Consider the following 19,707-nt stretch of genomic DNA (forward strand, 5'->3'; position numbering starts at 1 on the left):
TGAATAGCACATGGCACAGAAAACCGCAGAAATCTTTGATTTACAGGGCAAATCCAACGGGAAAATCACTCTCCCAGAGGTTTTCTCTACACCGCTAAGACCCGACGTGATAAAACGTGCAGTCCTAGCCATACAGTCCAATCGCCTCCAGCCTCAGGGCAGAGACCCCATGGCTGGCAAACGAACCACGGCAGAGTCACGCGGCACAGGCAGCGCCACCGCAAGGGTTCCCCGCGTTAAAGGCGGCAGCGGCAGAGCAGCGTTTGCCCCCAGCACCGTAAAAGGCAGACAGCCTCATCCGCCCCGCGCAGAGAAAATCATAGTTAAAGCCATACCCAAAAAAGAAGCCAAACTCGCCTTAACCTCCGCCATCGCAGCCACTGCAGAGAAAGATGTTGTGGCAGCCCGCGGACACAAAATCGAGGAAGTCCTCGCGTTGCCGCTGGTAGTCGACAACGCCTTTGAAGCTTTAACCAAAGCCAAAGACGTCGAAGACGCCTTCGCAAGCCTCGGATTCACCGCCGAACTCACGCGGGTTCGCGAAAGCCGCAACGTCCGCGCAGGTAAAGGTAAACATCGCGGCAGAAAAATGAAGCAGGCTGTTGGTCCACTCATCGTGGTTGTGGAGGGCAAGAGCCTTGCTAAAGCAGCCAGTAACCTTCCAGGCGTCGAAGTCACCAGCGTCACAAACCTTAACACTGAGATGCTTGCTCCGGGTACTCAACCGGGCAGGTTGACGCTTTGGAGCAGCGGCGCAATCGAGAAACTTTCAACTCTATATGGAGAAGCAGCATAATGAACATTGATGATGTAATCTTTTTTCCGTTGATGACTGAATCAGCCAGCTTGATGGTTGAGAAAGACAACAAACTCATCTTCATGGTTAACCTTAAAGCGGATAAAGCAGACATAAAGCGCGCTGTTGAAACCATGTATGAAGTGAAGGTTAAACGAATCAATCTGCTTATCACTCCGCAGGGCGAAAAGAAAGCCTTCGTGAAGCTGATGCCAGAGTTCCGTGCATCTGACGTCGCGATTAAACTTGGAATACTCTAACATATGGTGGCTTGACTTATGGGAAAACGTATCCGTGTACAAAGAAGAGGGCGTGGCGGACAGAACTTCCGCGCTTCCACTCACAAACGTGTTGCACCCGCAAAATATCCAGCTATTGCCCCCAAGGAATCCTTTGAAGCTGAACTCGTCGGCGTCATCGTGGATTTAGTTCATGATCCCGGTCGAGGTTCCCCGCTTTCATTTATCGAATTCGAGGATGGCTCATCAATCTACAGCATCACTCCTGAGGGCGTCTACACAGGTCAAGAAATTGTTTACGGCGGAAAAGCCCCTGCTGAAATCGGCAACATTCTTCCATTGGGCAAGATGCCTGAGGGAACTTTGATCTGCGATCTTGAGCTTCGCCCTGGCGACGGCGGCAAGATGGCTCGCAGCAGTGGCGCCTACGCGACTGTGGTGGGTCACACTCCTCAGGGCACCATGATTCGGTTGCCTTCCGGTCGCACCCGCTATGTTAACGATTACTGTTTAGCAACCATCGGCGTCATATCCGCTTCTGGCCGTATCGATAAGCCTTTCCTTAAGGCAGGCGAGAAATTCCACCTGATGAAGGCGAAGGGCCACAAGTATCCACGTACCAGCGGCAGAAAAATGGTTCCCGCTGTTCACCCCTATGGTAGCAGCAAACGCAGCGCTCGCCGAACCACAACTACAAGTCACGGTGCACCGCCAGGACAGAAAGTCGGCTTAATTGCCGCTCGTGGTCCAGGCCAGAAAAAGAAACGAGCTATAAGATAAAAAAGGAGAATGGAAAATGCCAAAAGAATTTAGTTTCCGCGGTCACAGCCTCGAAAGCCTCTCAGCGATGTCTATGGATGAATTCATCAACATGCTTCCCAGCCGCCAACGCCGCAGCCTCCAACGCGGATTAACCGCAGAGCAGCGTATACTGCTTGAGAAACTCCGCACTGCCAAAGAAGGCAAAAAAGCAGAGAAGGAAGGCGGAATCAAAACCCACGTGCGCGACCTCATTATCCTGCCAGAGATGGTGGGTGCAAAAATCAGCGTGCACAACGGCAAAGAATTCGTCGCCATGACTATCCGACCTGAAATGATTGGCCACTACCTCGGCGAGTTTGCCATCACAAACAAGCCAGTGCGCCATGGAACTCCAGGTATCGGCGCTTCGCGGTCATCTATGTATGTGCCGCTAAAATAAGCCCTCTTTTCATCTATTTTCTTAATTTTTTGTTTATTTAAGCCCAGTTGCGCTTGCGCAGATCTATAGCCCCTTTTATATAGGCAGTATATGGAAACGCATGCGCAAGCCCCCGCACTTCTGTTGCTCTGCCACGTCTATCCCCCCTCTACTTATACTGCCCTTGTTTTCCCCAGAAGTTCACATGCACATGATTAACAGTCATGCTCTTTGAGGGTAAAGCAAACGTGTAGGTGCCTGATTCTGTGAATTCTGCTTTTGTTTTTCTTAGCTTAGACTTTCCTTTAATTTTGGCTCCGATTATCAGGCCCAGAGAGGCCACACCGATGAAGAAGAACGGGATGTCTGGAACGTACTGCAGCGCCACCATAGCTGCCCCGATGAACAAGGCATAAACGGTTAGGGCATAGAAGAGCGGGCGGTTTGTCTTTGGATACTTCAAAAACAGCAGCGCCAGCGGAATCATCGTTGTAGGGCACCCCATCAACCCATAAGCGCCAAACAGCAGCTCTTTAGGGTCAAAGTTCAAACCGACTCCCCAAGTGTAGGGTGGATACCAAAAACCCCAGATGAAAAACGGCACAACAATCAACAACCGCCACTTCTCAAAACTGCTAAAATCCAAGTCTAACTGAGGCTTTCGGTATTCCTGTATCCACTGATAAAGGATGACTAGAAGTAACACAGGCGTAGCTGCATACATCGCCAGCGACGGGATTCCCAGCCGCTGAAACAGTTGAAGACTAAACCAGCCTCCAACAAAAACCACCAGCCACACATAGTTCAATATAAAATAGACTGTGAAGGCTTTCTGGAAGCGTTGCCCATAGCGGAAAACAAGGAAAATGAGTGCCAACGTAACAATGTGTAGCAGAGGCGACAGCCAACTGTATTCTGTCCGGTATTGCCCAGTCAGTTGCCCCATGGTAATGCCAAAGAGTGACGGGTCAAAATCAACCATCGATTGCACCTCAGGGTTTAGTTTGAGTTAATTAGGCTAAGCATAGCAACTTTCCTACTTTCTTCACAGCTACAAGGTACTCTGTTTTTGTTTTAAGCTTTAACTCCAGCGAACTTAAAACGAGTAAAACAAAGCAGCTTATTGTTTGTCGTATTTCCATGACTTCATTATTCATGATGGTAAGCTCGATGCCTGCTTGCTTAAACATTTTCAATGGTGGACCGAATAGTTCACTTTGACTGAACCAACACGTTTACTTGGCTGTCGATTTCTTTGCCAAAACTTGAAAAGGTATTATCAAAGACGATATGGTAAGTCGTATTTGGCAACAACAGGACAGATAGGTCGGCAGCATTTACTTCGCCTGTATCATAAACAGCATCAAAACTCTCTTTAACAAGCCAACGGCTAAAGTTTGCGTTATCCAAAATGTATAGCCTCACACAGTCACCGCTATCTCCCGAAACTGTAAAGTTGCCCTCAAGCCGAGCCCAAGAAAAATCCTTGAGTGTAAACTCGTAAGAATAGTATGAACTGGCATTAATTACGATTTGTCCATTCAATAATTTTTCTACTGACGGCGTGTATACTATATTGATATCGTGGTCTGGGGAACTGTTTTCTTCACTATCGTTTGAATTGGCTTCGTTACTCTTCTGAGGGGTGCTATAAACAGTGCTGTTATTACTCGAGTTTATTGGTTGACTTGATAGAACTGGCAACAGAGTTATGACAATTATGAGGGTGAGACTACTTAATGCTGCCAAGCATTTATACTTTCGAATCATTAACTTTATACTATCGACATTTATTATTTAAGTCTTTTTAAACGGATGTTTTTTATTCTGAGTCTGAGGCTGATTTATTTTTATATATTATTACTGATGTATGCTTACTTGGGAAAAGCTATTTTCCCTAAAAACAGGAAGTGGAAAAAACGAAAAGAACAAAAGCAATTTTTTCGCTGCTCTTAATATTATCATTAGCTACAACTGCAGGCGCAATCCAGATATGTGGTGTCAATGCCCAAATATCAGTGAATAAAAGCCCTCAACTTTCTTTAATCCCTCGATTTTAAGTTCAGATATAATCGCAAACAACGCAAGCGGTAACTTAAGGAATCAACAATCGAATCTAACAGAGTATAAACCTGAACCAGCAGTTAATTCAACATTAATCTCACCTGTATGGACACCTCGGCTAGTTCAAGATCCGGATAGTAATCGCACTACCTTACAATTTGATACGTTGAGACAAAATCGTTGGGGCTACATAACCTACTGGGCAACTACGGGGGGAGGTCAATTACCCTCCAGTCTAACTGGCACATTTAACGCGGTATCTAATACAATCGATGGACTCGATGAAGGTGATTGCATAATGTATTTGCCTCTGAATGTTGCTTATGGAACATCTGTTAATAATTGCGTTTGGTTCCAGATGTCGGTCCAATTTAACGATGATGATTCTATTACTTGGGCGATTTTCGATATTCGGGGACCAGGAGACAGTCCAGATGATTTCGAATACTATAATATTCCAATCGATTATGTACCCGGACACAGCTATAGCTTTTCGATTGCACCAAATGGAGGCACAATAACATTTTCAATTACTGACACAACTACACAAACCCCTTGGGCGATAAGCACTTGGCATTTTGATATACCGAGCCTTAATATGCTTTACAATACAAATTGTTTCTCCCCTGCTAGTGCGATAGAAGGCGTTACATCAAGCGGTCAACTTACAAATGTGCCTTATTTTGAAACATACATGGGATATGGACAAACTACCTTTTGGGAATGGGCAAGTGGTTCAAGACCCCTAGGTATAGCTGCGAGAACTTGGCCTGGCTCTACTAATTATTACCACTGGGAAATGCTAAGACAGCATTATGTATCAAACTATCTTTCACCACCTACAACTTGGGGACAGGGTGCAGTCAATAATCCAAGCGGATTAGTAGGCGACTACAACGACAGAAGTTATGTTCAACTTTGGGGCGGAAACTATGGTGATGGCGGATTAATAATTGGTCAGATGGCCGATACTTCGACGGGCGGAATCAATCTCTGGGGGTACTCGGGTACAGGATACTATTCGCATGTTTACGTCTTTGTTTCCTATAACAACTACTATGACTGGGACCAAGTTGTCTGTTTGACGGTATATGGCGATGGTACAGGACCTCATTGGATATACTGTGGTTCTTGGTGGAACGATTTCCGATACATAGCCATTGTAGCGATTGACGATAACGGAATGAGCGCCAATTTCTTCGTAGATTCCGTACAAGTAACGGCAGCATAGCAATACTTAATCAGTAAAACTTCCCTTTTTCTTTTGATCGTTTTTAGAAATCATACGGTAAGCGGTTTATTGTTTGTCGTATTTCATGACTTCATTATTCATGATGGTGAGCTCGATGCCTGCCTGCTTGAACATATCAATTGTGTCGGCGTCGGCGTGGTAACGTTTCTCGCAGACCACCCGCTTAATCCCCGCGTTAATTATCATCATCGCGCAGGTGCGGCAGGGCGTCATCTTGCAGAACAATGTTGCGCCCTCAAGGGGAATCCCAAACCGCGCTGCCTGCAAAATCGCGTTCTGCTCGGCGTGGAGTGTGCGGACGCAGTGCTGGGTGATTTCTCCGTTGCCGTTGGTGACTTGGCGCATGTCATGCCCGACTTCGTCGCAGTGCGGCAGCCCCGCGGGTGCCCCAACGTAGCCGGTGGTCATGATGCGTTTGTCTTTAACGATGACGGCGCCGCATTTGCCGCGGTCGCAGGTTGCGCGTGCAGCGACGGCTTCGCACATGTCAAGGAAGTATCGGTCCCAGTTTGGTCGTGAATGATTGTTGCTATTTTCTGTTGCCATCAAGGTGCCTTCTAAGGTTTAGGAAGATAAAAACACACAAATTAATAAATTGTGGGCTTAGCGTTTGGCAGCTACTTTTGGAGTATGTGGATTTCTCTGCCGACTTTATGGCGCTCATCAATCTCAACCAGCGAGCCCGAATGCACCAGCCGCGCCACATCCGACTCCTCGCTAAACATGTCTCGCTCGAAGACGTAAACCCGCTTAAACCCAGCCTGCTCCAGCTGCTCATCCACTCGCATGGTAGCGGCTTCACCTGACCGCGTGGCTATGTAGGGCGTCACCAGCACCAGCCGCCCATTGGGCTTTAAGGCGGCGTAGGCTTGTTCGATGAAGCCATGAAAAAGCGGCTCAAGTTTCTCCACGATTTTCTCCGCGTAAGCAACAGTCGGGAAATCTTTGAGTGCAGGCCCCAAATCAGGCTCGGAGACGATGCAGTCCATGCTTTCCAAGCCCACCTTCGCCGTTAATTTCCCCACATCGCTTTGCATGACACGGAACTCCGCGCCCTTCAAACCGTACTCGCCGATTAGCCACTCCAAATTTTCCTCCGCCGCCTCCACGCACCAGCCATTCACGTCTAGCCCCACAACGGATGCCTCCTCCAGCAGCGCCTCCTGCAGTATGGTGCCGACGCCGCAGAATGGATCCAGCAGCGTCTTGCCTTTGGTGCAGGCGGAAAGATTCACCATCATCCTTGCCAGCCGCGGGGGCATGGCGAAGATTTTGCGTTGGTTGGGTTTGTAGATGTCTCTTTTCTGGAACTCAAAGGGGTTATGCACCGCCACTGTGGAGGCTATCCAGGTGGTTTTTTTGCCGATGCAAACCAGCACCTCAGCCTGGTTTTCCACCAGCTGCTTTTTGAGAACTTCCACGTGGCTAAGTTGGACTCTGCGGTCACTGGAGTAACCCATAAAATCGGATTTTTTGCCCTTGGCTGCCAACTCGTCTTTGATGGCGCTGCCGACAAAGCGCTGCATGCGCCCCGCAACGGGGTGAAGGGTGTTGTCGGTGAAGTAGACGCTGACGCCGAAGAGCACTTTTTGGGGCGATGCGAGCATGCCGCCAAAGATGGGGCTTTGGGCTATGGTTTGCGCAAGTTGTTTTTGGGCTGCCTTGTTTTTCTGCAGGAACGCTTCTTTGATTGTTTGGGTGGGCAGGGTGTTTTTTGCTTCTGCGATTTTTATGGTTCCTCCGAGGTCATCGATGACTTTGGCGCCCGTGGCCTCTGGGAAGGTGAGGGTGAAGAATTCCCTTGAGAAATACTCGATTTTGAAGGGTACGTTGCGGGTTTTATAGTAGGCTGCCAGCTCCGCTAGCGAGAGAACCCAGTTTTTGCCTGCGATAAACAACTGCGTGGACATTTGGGAAAAGAAAAGCACTCAGCCTATATAAGTAAATGACGGACGCGTCGCGGTTGAATGTTTGTTGGGGATGGGTTAGAATACCAGAAAAGCACGGGGGCAACGCAATATTTTTACAAATCGTTTAAATATTTAAAGGTGTGAGTATTGCTACCGAAAGTGACGTCGCATGCACGCAAGAAATTATAGACACGTAAAGAACCGAGCATACACACGCAAAGAGTACGCTCGAGGTTTTCCGCCACCAAAAATCGTCAAGTTCACAATGGGCGATACTAGAGGCCAATTCGACATAGAGGGCCAGCTTATATCAACCCAGCGAGTTCAAATTCGCCACTGCGCACTGGAAGCAGCACGCGTCGCAACCAACCGTGTCTTGATGGATAAACTAGTTAACGATTACCTCATGATTGTCCATCCTTACCCACACATTATCCTACGCGAAAACAAAATGATCTTCGGAGCACACGCAGACCGACTTCAACAGGGAATGAGGCGGTCTTTTGGCACAGCCGTGGGCACAGCCGCTAAAGTCGAAGACGGCCAAACCCTCATTACCGTCCGCGTAAAGGCGGGGCAAGCAGAATTAGCCAAAGAATCCCTCAAGCGAGGCAGCGCAAAACTCCCCATAGCCTGCAAGATTGTAATCTCCAAGATTCAAGCTTCCCCAGCAGCCCCTGTTGAGAAAGCCTCCCCGGAGACGGAGACCGCTTGAGCGCCAAAGACAAAGAGCTTGTTTTATGGTTTGATAATTTAAGAAACACTGACGTATCCATTGTTGGCGGCAAAAACGCCAGCCTCGGCGAAATGATTCATGCTGGGCTCCCTGTTCCTTTTGGTTTTGCAGTAACAGCCTACTCGTATGAACGCTTTATCGTCGAAAAGAAAATCGCTGAGAAAATCTACGAAATTATCAAAGCCACCGTAATTGACCCCAACGACCCCAAGCAGTACGAGGCAGCATCCAAACGCATCCGGGAACTCATCGAGAAAACCCAGATGCCTAAAGACATCGAGGAAGCCATAAGAGCCGCCTACATCGAACTAAACCAGCGATTCAGCCTTAAAGACACCTTTGTGGCTGTGCGTTCAAGCGCAACCGCCGAGGACCTGCCTGACGCATCCTTTGCGGGGCAGCAGGAAACCTACCTTAACGTGAAGGGCTCCGACGACCTCATCGAGAAAGTCGTGAAGTGCTGGAGCAGCCTATTTACGCCCCGAGCCATCTTTTACCGCAACGAAAAGGGTTTCCCCCATGAGAAGGTTTTCATTAGCGTCGGCGTCCAGAAGATGGTTAACAGCCGCGCTGCCGGCGTCATGTTTACAATTAACCCCGTCACGGGCAACCATGACGAAATCGTCATCGAAGGCAACTTTGGACTCGGCGAAACCGTAGTGTCGGGCGCCGTGAACCCCGATGACTTCGTGATTGACAAAGCCGCCATGAAGATTAAGCAGCGGCGTATCGCGAAGAAAACGGTGAAGTACATCCGTGACCCCAAAACGGGCAAAACCATCCACCTTGACATCCCCGAGGCGGAGCAGAAGCAGGTCTGCGTAACCGACACTGAACTCCTCTACCTTGCAGGCTTAGCTAAACGCATCGAAGCCCACTACAACAAACCCATGGATATCGAGTGGGCAATCGATCAGGACCTCACCTACCCCCAGAACATGATGCTGGTTCAGGCGCGTCCAGAAACAATTTTCGGTTTAAAGTCACAGGAGGCAACCAAAACGGAAGAAAACAATTTAGGTCCACTAAAAGTTGTTGTGCGAGGCATCTCCGCTGGCCGCAGAGGCTACGGCACAGGCATAGCTAAAGTTGTGCTTAACCTCGAAGACGCCAGCAAACAGATGCAGAAAGGAGACATCCTCGTCACAGCCATGACTGACCCCGACTTTGTCCCATTCATGAAGATGGCATCGGCCATAGTCACCGATAAAGGCGGCATCACCAGCCACGCAGCCATCGTCAGCCGAGAACTCAACATCCCCTGCGTCGTCGGAACCGAAATCGGCACACAGGTCATGAAGACAGGAACCGAATACACCGTTGACTCACAGAACGGCATAATCTACGATGGCTACCTCGAGCAGGCAACAAAATCCCAGAGCAACGGCAACTCCGTGACGGTTGCTGCGGAAGCAGCGCCGGTAACCGCGACAAAAATCTACATGAACCTAGGCACCCCCGAGATGATTGAGCAATACAAGAATCTGCCTTTTGAGGGCATAGGCTTGATGCGCACCGAATTCATCATGGCAAGCAGCATCGGCAAGCACCCGATGGAATTCATCGAGGAGGGCAAAGGCCAAGAATTCATCGATAAATTCGCAGACGCAGTCGCCCATGTTGCACGAGCAATTCAACCCCGCCCCGTCGTGGTGCGTCTCAGCGACTTCAAAACCAACGAGTACCGCAACCTGAAAGGCGGCGACAAATACGAAATCCTAGAGGAAAACCCGATGCTGGGCTGGAGAGGCTGCAGCCGCTACATCAGCAAATGGTATGAGCAGGCTTTCCGGCTGGAATGCAAAGCCATCAAGAAGTGCCGCTCAGAATGGAGCCTTAAAAACGTCTACGTTATGCTTCCGATGGTCCGCACGCTCTGGGAAGCCAAGGCGGTGCTGGAAATCCTCAAGCAAGAGGGATTGGAACGCAACCGGGACTTCAAAATCTGGTTTATGGCTGAAACCCCCTCTATCGGCATCATGGCTGATGAATTCAGCAAACTCGTCGACGGCTTCAGCATAGGCTCAAACGACATGACCCAGGGTGTCCTCATGATTGACCGCGACAGCGAACGATTGGGCCAAATGGGCTACTTTGACGAACGCGACCCAGCAGTTAAACGCATCATCGCACACCTTATCCGCGCCGCCCACGAAAACGGCTGCACCGTAAGCATCTGCGGCGAAGGCCCCAGCAACCTGCCTGACTTCGCAGAGTTTTTGGTCCGCGTAGGCATCGACAGCATCTCAGTCAACAACGACGCAGTCGTCGCCACCCGCAAAAACGTAGCTAGCGTCGAGCAGAAAATCATCCTTGAGCGTCTCGCCGAGCAAGCTGCTCTTGCACGGGGTCAACCCCTCAAAAAGCCCAAACCCGACTGGGAATGGACTCCATAGCCCCACTTTACCCCATTTCTTTTATTTTATCTTCACCTATCAGTGGATAGAAGATGTCAGGATTCGACTTTGAGGAACAGAGAATAAAGCAGCAGATAGTTAGACTTGACGCTAAACGGGTGCTGCTGCAGATGCCTCAGGGACTTAAGCCTCAGGCTACCCGGCTTGCTAAGCTGGTGGAGGACTACGGGGCCGTACCCATCATTTCCTCTGATCCCTGCTATGGCGCCTGCGACATCGCCGAAACCGAGGCTGCAAGCTTAGGCGTGGACTTAATCGTGCATTTTGGGCATACACGGCTCGTTAAGGAAGAAAAAACCCCCACGCTCTACATAGAAGCCTACTCCGATATCAAAATCGACGCCGCCGTAACTCAAGCACTTCCGCTTTTGAGTTCCTACCGCAGCGTCGGCTTAGTTACCTCAATCCAGCATATCCTAACAGTGGAAACCGCCAAGCAGCTTCTTACCCAAGCAGGCAAAGTTGTGTTTGTAGGCGACGCTGGCCAAATGGGTTACGCTGGGCAAGTTATAGGCTGCAACTACAGCAACGCCACCGCCATCACGCGGCAGGTCGACGCCTTCCTTTTCCTGGGAGGCGGCATGTTCCATGCCCTCGGCGTCGCGTTAGCCACCGGCAAACCCACAGTCGTCGCTGACCCCTACGACAGCCGAGCCTACACAGTCGATGACGAGGCAGGTCGCATCCTAAAACAACGCTACGCAGGCATCCAGGAAGCCAAAAACGCCAAATCCATCAGCATCTTGGTGGGCTTAAAACCCGGGCAGAAACACCTCGACTATGCCCTGCAAGTGAAGGCGATGGCTGAAAAAACTGGGCGCGCCGCGTTTGTGTTGGCTGGCAGAGAATTAACCCCTGAGGTGCTGCTTGATTTCACCTCAATCGACGCTTATGTGAACACAGCGTGCCCAAGGATCTCGCTGGATGCTCCCGGCAAATTCAAGAAGCCGATGTTAACGGTTAACGAGTTCAGGGTGGTCTGCGGCGAGGTCTCATGGACGGACATGCTCAAAAAAGGCTTATTCGAAAACTAGACCTTGAACTTTTCCTTGGCTCGCTGGCGGCTATGCCTAATCCGCAGGCGCATCTTGAACAGTACACCAGTTCTGAGCAAATCGCCGCCAACATGCTCTATCTGGCCGCATACAGTTTCGGCGACATCGAGGGCAAGCGGATTCTGGATTTAGGCTGCGGGACGGGGCGGCTGGCGTTGGGCGCAGCTTTTCTGGGCGCAAAAGAGGTTGTGGGCGTTGATGTTGACCGCCAAGCCATAAGGACCGCGAGGGCAAACGCGGAGAAGGCAGGCTTAAAGGAGAGGGTGCAATGGATTCTGGGGGATATATCCGCCGTCGCAGGGCAGTTTGATGTGGTGCTGCAGAATCCGCCCTTTGGCGTGCAAACCCGCGAAGCCGATCGCGCTTTCTTGGTGAAGGCGCTGCAAGTTGCCAGCCGCGTTTACTCGCTGCATAGTCACCCCGAAGTTGACCAGCGCCTCATCCGCCTGCTTAAGTCAGGTGGGGGCATGGTGCAGGTGCAGCCCAACGGCTTTCTGGAGCACTTCATAGCAAAACACGGCGGCGAAGTCGAGGCAGTGTATGCGATGCTCATGACGATTCCCCGGATGTTTGAGTTCCACAGCAAAGCCAAACATGACTTCGTCATAGACCTATACGTTATCCAAAAGCCAAGTTAACCCAAACATTAAACCCTGAGAACGCCGCGGAACGCCCTTGTACTGTACCATGACGGCGCACTGTTATGATAGACAAAGACATGGTTGTAGCGGCGGTCTGCAAAAAGGGCTCCGCCTAGGTCCCTAATTTCAGCAGGAGTACTTATCCAGCTTGACGTTTTCGTATCGAATTCTCCGTGTTTCTGCAGCTCCCGATATTGCTCTTCAGTTAACAACTTAATGCCCATGGCTGCTGCCATGTCAACGGCGTTGCCTGCTGGTCGAGCCCCTTTTTTCGCTGCTTCCGCCTCCGCCTTGCTGTCATAGCAGGCTCTGCGTCGTCCTTGCGGGGTCTCTGGGGAGCAGTCACAGAAAACGTATTCATCCGCTTTTTGGTCGCACCATACAACATCTGGTTCGCCCCCGGTTCGCTCCATTTCGCCAAGTGACCACAACTTTTCAGGGTTCGCTTCCAGCTTCGCTTCTATTTTAGCCCATTCAAGTCCCATATGGCGGTTAGTGTTTTTCTGAAAACGGGCTTCAAGAGCGCTGAGGAGTTCTTGGCGTTGGGTTGGCGGCAACTGTTTGGATGTAGAAGCAACAGATGATTTAGGCATACTTCTTTATTAGCATTGGAGCTTATAAGAAATCAGGCGTTAATCGTCTGCGGCTTATTCTGTTGTTTATCAAAAGGTTTATTGCGCAGATTGGAAACTAAGCATATGCACTTATCAAATTAAGCTTTATAATTTACCCTGTAGTGATGAAGTAACATGGCATTGAAAGCTCCTCAAGAAAAAAGCGGACAACTAGTTTTGCCCGGCGAACGATTGGGCGTTATCGAAGAGTTCATTCCTGACTCAGGAACCTTCGTGAAAGACGGCGTTATATTCAGCAAAATCGTGGGGCGCTCCCTGGTGGATCTGCAGAACCGCCGCGTCAGCGTCTACCCCGTAGCTAAATCGGCGACGGTTCCCAAAGCAGGCACAGTCGTCATCGGGCAAATAGGCAACGCACAATCCGACAACGTCTTAGTCAAAATCTTCCGCGTCGGCAAAAAACAGATATCCGGCAGCTTCGGCGGCATCCTCCACGTCAGCGACGTATCCGACCGCTACATAGACTCCATGAGCGATGTATGCAAACCCGGCGACATCGTCAGGGCAAAAGTGATCAGCGAGAAAAACCAGATTTTCCATCTGTCCACCAACGATAAGAACCTGGGGATTATTCATGCTTTCTGCAGCCGCGACGGAACCCTGCTTGAACAGCAGCCACAGCGCTATGATTTGCGGTGTCCCAAATGCGGAAACGTGGAGGGACGCAAGATCGCTCCAGATTACGGGAAAGAACCACTCTGAGAGGGAATAGCAAGTGAAAATTAACGTGTTGAAGAAATCTGAAACTGAGCTTAAAATCGAAATCGAAGGCTCCAGCCATGGCCTCTGTAACCTGATCCAAAAGCGGCTCCTTGAGGATTCCCGCGTGGACTTCGCAGGCTACGATGTGCCGCATCCGTTGGCGTCAAGCCCCATCATTTACCTGCGCATGAAGGAAGGCGGCAAACCCGTCGATGCACTGGTGGATGCAGTGGCAAAGATTCGGGAACTCAACGACGCCTTCGGCAAAGAGCTTGAGCGCGCCGTAACCGCTTAACTTCCCCTTTCCCTAACTGTTTTTAACCCAACCTCCCTTATGCTCTAGTGGTAACTGTCTTTGAGCAGCCCCAAACCCTTAGGCACCATAAAACCCGAAATCCGGGTACTCGGAGTAGACGACGGCAAATTCACTCCACACACCGAGGGGCAGGTGCTCGTAGTCGGCGTGGTTTTCCGCGGCGGCTGCTCCATAGAAGGCGTTATGCACACTAAAATCGCCTTAGATGGTTTAGACGCCACCGAGAAAATCGCGGAGATGATTAAGGCTTCGCCGCATCGGCGGCAGCTGCGGCTGGTGATGCTTAGCGGAGTTACCTTCGCGGGATTTAACGTCGTGGACATCCAAAAGCTCCATGCTGACGTGGGGTTGCCTGTGGTGGCGGTGACCCAGAACAAGCCAGACTTAGACGACATCCACCGTGCCCTCTCTCATCTGCCCAACTCGGAGGAGCGCTGGCGCATCATACAGGCCGCCGGCGAGGTCCACGCGGTAAGGAACAGGGGCGCTAAACTTTACGTGGGACTGGCGGGGTTGACGCTGACGGATGCCCAGGTACTTCTCGAGTTAACTTCTAAAAGGGGCGGCTACCCTGAACCGCTGCGTGTTGCCCACCTCATCGCCTCGGGGATCACGCATTAGAGTTTTGAAACCTAGAAAAGGTATAAATTCGTCTGTGCTAAGGAAATCCCCCCAGTGTGAAGAACTATGGAGTTTTGCCCTAAATGCGGCTCGCGTCTTGAGCCCAAGAAATCCAAGGCTGGCAAGGAAGCAACTCTGGTTCTTGCCTGTGCTAAATGCGGCTACAAGAAACCTGAAGAGGCAGAGAAGATTGAGCCTAAAGTGGCTAAGGTCATCCAGCATAGCCCTCAGCAGTTCGTAGCTGTAATCGGCAAGGAAGAGCAGAAACTAAGCACCCTACCGACCGTCAGGATAGAATGTCCCAAATGCGGCAACAACACCGCCTATGTCTGGCAGGTACAGACCCGCGGAGCCGACGAGTCCTCGACGCAGTTCCTCAGGTGCACCAAATGCAACTACACCTTTAGGGAATACAGTTAAACCGCTTTTTTTCTCCAGGGCATGCCATGGCGTGTCTTGGACAAATCCTTTTTTAAACCGCATCCACATGGATTGGTTGTGTTCGGCGTGAAAGATACTCCAGCCCAACCCAGACGCCTGCTGCAGAAGGATTTTCTGGTTAAAACCCTGCCGCTTATAGCCTTCGTTGCTCCCCTGGCGCTGCTCTACCTCCTCAATCCCCCTGACCCCTACCTTAACGTTTCAGCGCAGCAATCCTTTGAGTTGATGTGGAAGGGCAGGACGTTCCAGCTGTTCTTTGTGTGGCTTATCTCCTTAGAGTTCATTTTAGGCTGGGAATCGATAAAAAATAGAATCAACCTCCAAAACCGTGCAGCCGCCGCAGCTTACGCACTGGTTCTTTTGCTTCCCTCAGTCTACGTTGTCTTGGAGTACTATTTGGGGTTAAACGGCGCCATCGCGGCTTGGATGCAGCAGGCTGGGGTAGCATTCGCCGCTTCTATGCCGCTTGCCATCGAGTACCTTGCCTTCTGTGGTCTGTTCTGCGTGGTTGTTTTCGCAGCTTTCGGCAAACGGGGTCTCTTGGGGTTTGCTCTCCCCGCGCTTTTCGTCGCCCTCATCGGCGTCCTCTACACCATCGACAACATGTTTCCCTACGGGGAATTCACGCCGTTTCAGCTATTGGTTCCCACCACGGCATCGCTTGCCGGCGGCGTCCTGGGCTTGATGGGTTATCAGGTGGCTTCGGGAACCGATTTCGTAAGCGGCATGCCTACGCTGTCGGTTTCGGGGTCTGTGGGGTCGGCGACGTTTGCGATTGCTTGGCCCTGCGCCGGCATTGAAAGCCTCCTTATCTTCACTGCGGTGGCGCTGCTTTTCCTAAAACGCCTCAACATCAGCTGGCAGGCAAAAGTGGGCTTTTTTGTGTTCGGCGCCGCTGTCACCTACCTGATTAATGTGCTGCGGATCGCTAACATATTCGTTTTAGGCATGCAGTACGGCGTGTACTCGCATGAAGTTGACATGTTCCACTTCTACTATGGCCCCCTCTACGCCATGACCTGGATAGTGGCTTACCCCCTCATAATCATCGCCGCCACCGCTGCCTACCAGAAATTTATGCAGCGTCCACCAAAACCGCCAGCCCCTGCTTAACCAATATCTGCGCGTTCATCGAGGGCAAAGACGCCACATCCTCAGCTTGGTAGGGGCCATAAGACTTCATGTCGGCTCCCATGATGGCGGGGATGTTTTTGGTGAAGCGCAGCGTAAGGCGCTTGTGGGTGACGTGGGCTTCGGGTTTAATGATGACTTTAACAGTGGGGATATCCTGCATCTGCTGCGGCTGCTGGGGCGGAGGTTCAACATGCACTATATGCTCGCCCTGCTTGAGGTTCTTGGCGAAAACGCGGTATGCCTCAGAGAAGCCAACAAAGCCCTCGCACATTTTAGCTTCCTCTGCTGTAAGCAGCTCTAAGGGTGCCTTGTGGAGTTTAGTTATGGTTTTAAGGATTTTTCTGTACCGCATATCCAGCAGTTCCCCAAGCATCCGATCGACGTTGCGGGCTTCATGCTCAAGCAGGCTGGTTTTAACGGTTTTCTTCTCCGCGGGTTTACTTTGGTCCTCTTTGAGGTGCGCAAGGTACGCCGCGATTTTAACGTAGAAGTCCGGCTGCAACCCGCCCAGCGTGACGTCGTCGATTTCGCGTCTCCAAGCCGCATACAGCAGGTCATACATCGCTTAAAATCTCCGCTCGTTTCTTGCAGATAAGCATAACCGCCGCTGCAGTCGGCAACAACACAGTTTGCTTCTTGAAAGGACCCAACGTTTCTCCCCCTAAACTAAACTCCGGCGCATCAGACACAAACACTTTCACGTTGCCCTTTTTAAAAGCTACCGCTCCAACAAAGGGGTCATAATCTTGCAGTTCATTTGGGGCAAACTCGACTTTTTTGAGTCCCGTTTTGCCATGCAGGGTGCCGTTCATGCGGATGAGGCGGTGGATGTCGGTGGTGACGACGGTGTCGATTTTGGCGGTTTGGGTTTCGCGGATGTGCTCGGCAAGTTTAAGCCATGTTTGGCTGCTGACGCCGGGGACGCTTTCCCATAACCCCTCGTTTATGGCACGTTTTATAGCGACTTCTTTGCTGTCGAAGAGCGCTTTGTTACGGAGCCCCACGGCTTTAAGGTCCTCTTGGCTGGCGGTCTGCAGAAACTTTTCCATCCCCACCTTTATTCGGCGGTTCCAGCCGAAGTCATGCAGCATAAACTTCTTTGCTCCTCCACGCTTGCCACCACCCCTCTTATCCTCTTTTGCCTCCGGATCAAGAACCGAAACCCCCAGCCCCGTCACGTAATCCACGATTTCTTTGCGGGCCATCGCATCCAACCCACGCACCACCTCACTTTCCAGATGCACATGGTAGCCGCGGTGCCCCGAAAAAAACACTCGGACCTCACTTTGGGAGAAGCCAAAATCGTTTTGGAGCATGTCGAGGAGCTTGGCGGTTTCTTCGCGGGCGGATTGGATGCAGAGTTCGCAGGGCCAGGTTTTGGCTTCGAATTTGGTGCTTTCGCAGTTGGGGCAGACCTCGGGGGTGATGCCTCTGCCGCTGAACCCGCATTTGACGCATCGGTATTCATCGTGCATTTTGTCGCAGGCGGTGGGGATGTGGTCGGCGTCTATGTCAAAGACTACGTCGCTGCCTACCCAGCCCTTCTTGTCCATGTCGTAGTCGGGGTTTTCATAGTAGGCGCAGCTGTGGTAGACGTCGGAGGGCACTGTGTCGGCGAGGACGGCTCGGAGGTTTTTGATGTCGTTGAATCTGCGGTGCCGCACCATGAAGCGTTCCCTGAACATGAGGTAGCCGAATTCACGTTGCTCTGGAGAAGGTGGAGACGGGACCGGGTTGGCGGGGTCACGGTAGAATTCGCTGAATTTCTGGTAAACGAATTCTCTGGCAGCCTCCAACCCCAACGCTTCCTAAGCTAAATCTGGTATGGTATTGTATGGTTCAACAATTTAACTATACCCTACCCAAACCAGAAACACGGTGAAGCCTCTGAATTTTCATCGACAAAGCGCAGAGCCCCCACATTAGCCGTTTTTGGGCAAGTTTAAAATAGGTTTAGGGTCCCTAGACGGTTAATGCAGCCTCGAATGTACGGTTTCTCCTTGCTTTTCCTGTTACTTTGCTCTATGTTCATAGGCGCTTTTCCCCTCTTTACTGCCCAGGCTGAGGGTTCGCCTGATTTTTTCGTTGGAATCGATATGGCATATGGCGACGTGGAAGATGTTAAGCAGTTAGCTGACCAGGTGAGCCCCTACACTAACCTCTTTGTGCTGGGATGCACTGCCGTCACTCATGACCGGTTGAAACTTGAGGAGGCTTGCCAGTACCTCTACGATAAAGGCCTCTATTTCGTTGTCTATCAAGAGTACCCGGTGGACTACAATTGGCTCTCCGCGTCCAAGTCAGAGTGGGTCCAGACCGCTAAGGAGCGGTGGGGCAATCAGTTTCTGGGTATTTACTTCACTGACGAGATTGGGGGGCGCCAGCTGGATCATGTTTATGGGTGGATGACTGTGGAGCAGGCAGAAAACTACTCTGATGCAACACTACAATTTAACCAGAAAGCAAGCGATGCCGTCAGCTGGTTTAGGGATGGCTACAGCGGCGGCGACGAGGTTACTTTGTTCACCTCCGATTATGCCCTTTACTGGTTTGATTATCAAGCCGGATACGATGTTGTTTTAGCCCAGTTAGGCTGGAACTACAGCAGGCAACTAAATGTTGCCCTCTGCAGAGGCGCCGCAACCGCCCAGAACAAAGACTGGGGCGCAATGATAACTTGGACATTCAAGCAGCCGCCGTACATGGAATCGGGCCCTGAACTCTACGCTGACCTTGTACTGGCTTACGATAGCGGAGCAAAATACATAATGGTCTTCGATTCAAACAAACAATACACAGCTGGCACCCTAAAGGAGGAGCATCATGCTGCGTTAAAGCAGTTCTGGCAGTACACAAAACAGAACCCCAGAAACCCTGTTCCGGTTGGTGAGCGCGCCGCCTATGTGCTGCCCCAAGCATACGCCTATGGTTTTAGGGGTCCAAACGACAAAATCTGGGGGCTCTGGGAAGCAGACCTCTTGTCCACCCCGATCAGTGTTGAATTAAGCGGCATAATAGAGCAGCATGGCTCTAACCTGGATATAATCTATGATGATGCCCTTGGATTAATAAGCAGCCGGCAGTACGCGTCAGTTGTTTACTGGAACAGCTCAGATGAAATTCCGCTGCCCTCGGCTTCGCCGACAAGTTCAGGTGACACAACCAGGTCGCGTGGTCCCTTAGGAAGCCTGCTGGACCTGTTTTCTTTCCTCGCTAACCCAATCGTTTGGGTAGCGCTAGCTGCAGTTTTAGCCACCACGGTAGGCGTTATACTGTTTGTGAAAGGGAAACAGCCTAAAGCAAAATAGATTCTTCTGCCCGTTCAGCTTGTGGCAGCTTGCACCACCAATCTGCATAAACCTTAAAGTCTATTTCCAAAAAGCGTTGTTTTAGGCAAACCTTGGGTTGTTGTTGAGTAAAGAGGGGTGCCCCACAACAACTACCGAAAAACAGTAAGCGCCAGATTTTTGTTCTTTTTATATGGGGAGGGAGGTAGTGGTGGAGCAGCAGATGCCGCTTCTATGTTGCTATAAATAGAGGGGGGTAGAGGCTGTTGGAGCAGCAGACG

General features: G+C 50.9%; 22 protein-coding genes. 15 read left to right on the plus strand and 7 right to left on the minus strand.

Annotated elements, in window-relative coordinates; all coding sequences use genetic code 11:
• Positions 1 to 10: 10 nt before the first annotated feature.
• Genes rpl4p through NWE93_09170 form a run of 4 tightly spaced genes read left to right on the plus strand, consistent with a single transcriptional unit; the run spans position 11 to position 2,236 of the window.
• The gene (gene rpl4p / locus NWE93_09155; protein MCW4000394.1) at positions 11 to 796 is read left to right on the plus strand and encodes a 50S ribosomal protein L4; all 786 of its coding nucleotides are present in this window, start codon (positions 11 to 13) and stop codon (positions 794 to 796) included.
• Positions 796 to 1,056 carry a 50S ribosomal protein L23 gene (locus NWE93_09160; protein MCW4000395.1) on the plus strand — a complete coding sequence of 87 codons (261 nt, stop codon included), beginning with the start codon at positions 796 to 798 and terminating at the stop codon, positions 1,054 to 1,056. The genes rpl4p and NWE93_09160 overlap by 1 nt, the downstream gene beginning before the upstream one ends.
• Positions 1,057 to 1,074: 18 nt before the next feature.
• Positions 1,075 to 1,815: a 50S ribosomal protein L2 gene (locus NWE93_09165; protein ID MCW4000396.1), complete on the plus strand. Its 741-nt coding sequence runs from the start codon at positions 1,075 to 1,077 to the stop codon at positions 1,813 to 1,815.
• 16 nt (positions 1,816 to 1,831) lie between these two features.
• Positions 1,832 to 2,236, plus strand: a complete 405-nt coding sequence (locus tag NWE93_09170) for a 30S ribosomal protein S19 (protein MCW4000397.1) — start codon at positions 1,832 to 1,834, stop codon at positions 2,234 to 2,236.
• A gap of 148 nt (positions 2,237 to 2,384) precedes the next feature.
• Here NWE93_09170 and NWE93_09175 read toward each other — a convergent pair whose 3' ends face one another.
• Entirely contained in the window at positions 2,385 to 3,197 is an 813-nt protein-coding gene (locus NWE93_09175) for a hypothetical protein (GenBank protein ID MCW4000398.1), read from the minus strand.
• A gap of 230 nt (positions 3,198 to 3,427) precedes the next feature.
• A complete protein-coding gene (locus NWE93_09180) occupies positions 3,428 to 3,964 on the minus strand; it encodes a hypothetical protein (protein ID MCW4000399.1) in 537 nt (178 codons plus the stop codon).
• Between the two features lie 613 nt (positions 3,965 to 4,577).
• On the opposite strand from NWE93_09180, the gene NWE93_09185 reads away from it, so the two are divergent.
• Positions 4,578 to 5,510, plus strand: a complete 933-nt coding sequence (locus NWE93_09185) for a hypothetical protein (GenBank protein ID MCW4000400.1) — start codon at positions 4,578 to 4,580, stop codon at positions 5,508 to 5,510.
• A 66-nt stretch (positions 5,511 to 5,576) separates the two neighbouring features.
• Here NWE93_09185 and NWE93_09190 read toward each other — a convergent pair whose 3' ends face one another.
• Positions 5,577 to 6,077: a cytidine/deoxycytidylate deaminase family protein gene (locus tag NWE93_09190; protein MCW4000401.1), complete on the minus strand. Its 501-nt coding sequence runs from the start codon at positions 6,075 to 6,077 to the stop codon at positions 5,577 to 5,579.
• Positions 6,078 to 6,148: 71 nt separating this feature from the next.
• Positions 6,149 to 7,441: a methyltransferase domain-containing protein gene (locus NWE93_09195; protein MCW4000402.1), complete on the minus strand. Its 1,293-nt coding sequence runs from the start codon at positions 7,439 to 7,441 to the stop codon at positions 6,149 to 6,151.
• Between the two features lie 169 nt (positions 7,442 to 7,610).
• Here NWE93_09195 and NWE93_09200 point away from each other — a divergent pair, with 169 nt between their 5' ends.
• From NWE93_09200 to NWE93_09215, 4 genes are read left to right on the plus strand one after another with little or no spacing between them, the layout of a single operon-like run.
• Positions 7,611 to 8,156, plus strand: coding sequence for a 50S ribosomal protein L16 (locus NWE93_09200; GenBank protein ID MCW4000403.1), 546 nt, complete (start codon positions 7,611 to 7,613; stop codon positions 8,154 to 8,156).
• Positions 8,153 to 10,573: a phosphoenolpyruvate synthase gene (gene ppsA, locus NWE93_09205; GenBank protein MCW4000404.1), complete on the plus strand. Its 2,421-nt coding sequence runs from the start codon at positions 8,153 to 8,155 to the stop codon at positions 10,571 to 10,573. Before NWE93_09200 ends, ppsA begins: the two co-directional genes overlap by 4 nt.
• A gap of 53 nt (positions 10,574 to 10,626) precedes the next feature.
• The gene (gene dph2, locus NWE93_09210) at positions 10,627 to 11,628 is read left to right on the plus strand and encodes a diphthamide biosynthesis enzyme Dph2 (protein ID MCW4000405.1); all 1,002 of its coding nucleotides are present in this window, start codon (positions 10,627 to 10,629) and stop codon (positions 11,626 to 11,628) included.
• Positions 11,589 to 12,287 carry an METTL5 family protein gene (locus NWE93_09215; protein ID MCW4000406.1) on the plus strand — a complete coding sequence of 233 codons (699 nt, stop codon included), beginning with the start codon at positions 11,589 to 11,591 and terminating at the stop codon, positions 12,285 to 12,287. The genes dph2 and NWE93_09215 overlap by 40 nt, the downstream gene beginning before the upstream one ends.
• Positions 12,288 to 12,295: 8 nt before the next feature.
• Here NWE93_09215 and NWE93_09220 read toward each other — a convergent pair whose 3' ends face one another.
• Positions 12,296 to 12,883: a DUF4256 domain-containing protein gene (locus tag NWE93_09220; GenBank protein ID MCW4000407.1), complete on the minus strand. Its 588-nt coding sequence runs from the start codon at positions 12,881 to 12,883 to the stop codon at positions 12,296 to 12,298.
• Between the two features lie 156 nt (positions 12,884 to 13,039).
• On the opposite strand from NWE93_09220, the gene NWE93_09225 reads away from it, so the two are divergent.
• The 5 genes from NWE93_09225 (at position 13,040) to NWE93_09245 (ending at position 16,118) form a co-directional block, all read left to right on the plus strand.
• Positions 13,040 to 13,627, plus strand: a complete 588-nt coding sequence (locus NWE93_09225) for an exosome complex RNA-binding protein Csl4 (protein MCW4000408.1) — start codon at positions 13,040 to 13,042, stop codon at positions 13,625 to 13,627.
• Positions 13,628 to 13,640: 13 nt separating this feature from the next.
• Positions 13,641 to 13,922, plus strand: a complete 282-nt coding sequence (locus NWE93_09230) for a DNA-directed RNA polymerase subunit L (GenBank protein MCW4000409.1) — start codon at positions 13,641 to 13,643, stop codon at positions 13,920 to 13,922.
• Between the two features lie 60 nt (positions 13,923 to 13,982).
• The gene (locus tag NWE93_09235; protein MCW4000410.1) at positions 13,983 to 14,564 is read left to right on the plus strand and encodes a DUF99 family protein; all 582 of its coding nucleotides are present in this window, start codon (positions 13,983 to 13,985) and stop codon (positions 14,562 to 14,564) included.
• 66 nt (positions 14,565 to 14,630) lie between these two features.
• A complete protein-coding gene (locus NWE93_09240; protein MCW4000411.1) occupies positions 14,631 to 14,984 on the plus strand; it encodes a transcription factor S in 354 nt (117 codons plus the stop codon).
• An 87-nt stretch (positions 14,985 to 15,071) separates the two neighbouring features.
• Positions 15,072 to 16,118, plus strand: a complete 1,047-nt coding sequence (locus tag NWE93_09245) for an archaeosortase/exosortase family protein (protein MCW4000412.1) — start codon at positions 15,072 to 15,074, stop codon at positions 16,116 to 16,118.
• Here NWE93_09245 and NWE93_09250 read toward each other — a convergent pair.
• Both NWE93_09250 and NWE93_09255 read right to left on the minus strand, forming a co-directional pair.
• On the minus strand, positions 16,081 to 16,701 hold the full coding sequence (locus NWE93_09250) for a hypothetical protein (protein ID MCW4000413.1): 621 nt from the start codon (positions 16,699 to 16,701) through the stop codon (positions 16,081 to 16,083). The two genes, NWE93_09245 and NWE93_09250, sit on opposite strands and share 38 nt — an antisense overlap.
• Positions 16,694 to 17,935 (minus strand): DNA primase small subunit PriS, encoded by a 1,242-nt coding sequence (locus tag NWE93_09255; GenBank protein MCW4000414.1) that lies wholly within the window; start codon positions 17,933 to 17,935, stop codon positions 16,694 to 16,696. Before NWE93_09255 ends, NWE93_09250 begins: the two co-directional genes overlap by 8 nt.
• Before the next feature lie 300 nt (positions 17,936 to 18,235).
• Here NWE93_09255 and NWE93_09260 point away from each other — a divergent pair, with 300 nt between their 5' ends.
• Entirely contained in the window at positions 18,236 to 19,447 is a 1,212-nt protein-coding gene (locus tag NWE93_09260; GenBank protein MCW4000415.1) for a hypothetical protein, read from the plus strand.
• The last annotated feature ends 260 nt before the right edge of the window (positions 19,448 to 19,707 follow it).

The organism is Candidatus Bathyarchaeota archaeon (assembly GCA_026014735.1).
In the GTDB taxonomy this organism is placed as follows: Archaea; Thermoproteota; Bathyarchaeia; order Bathyarchaeales; family Bathycorpusculaceae; genus Bathycorpusculum.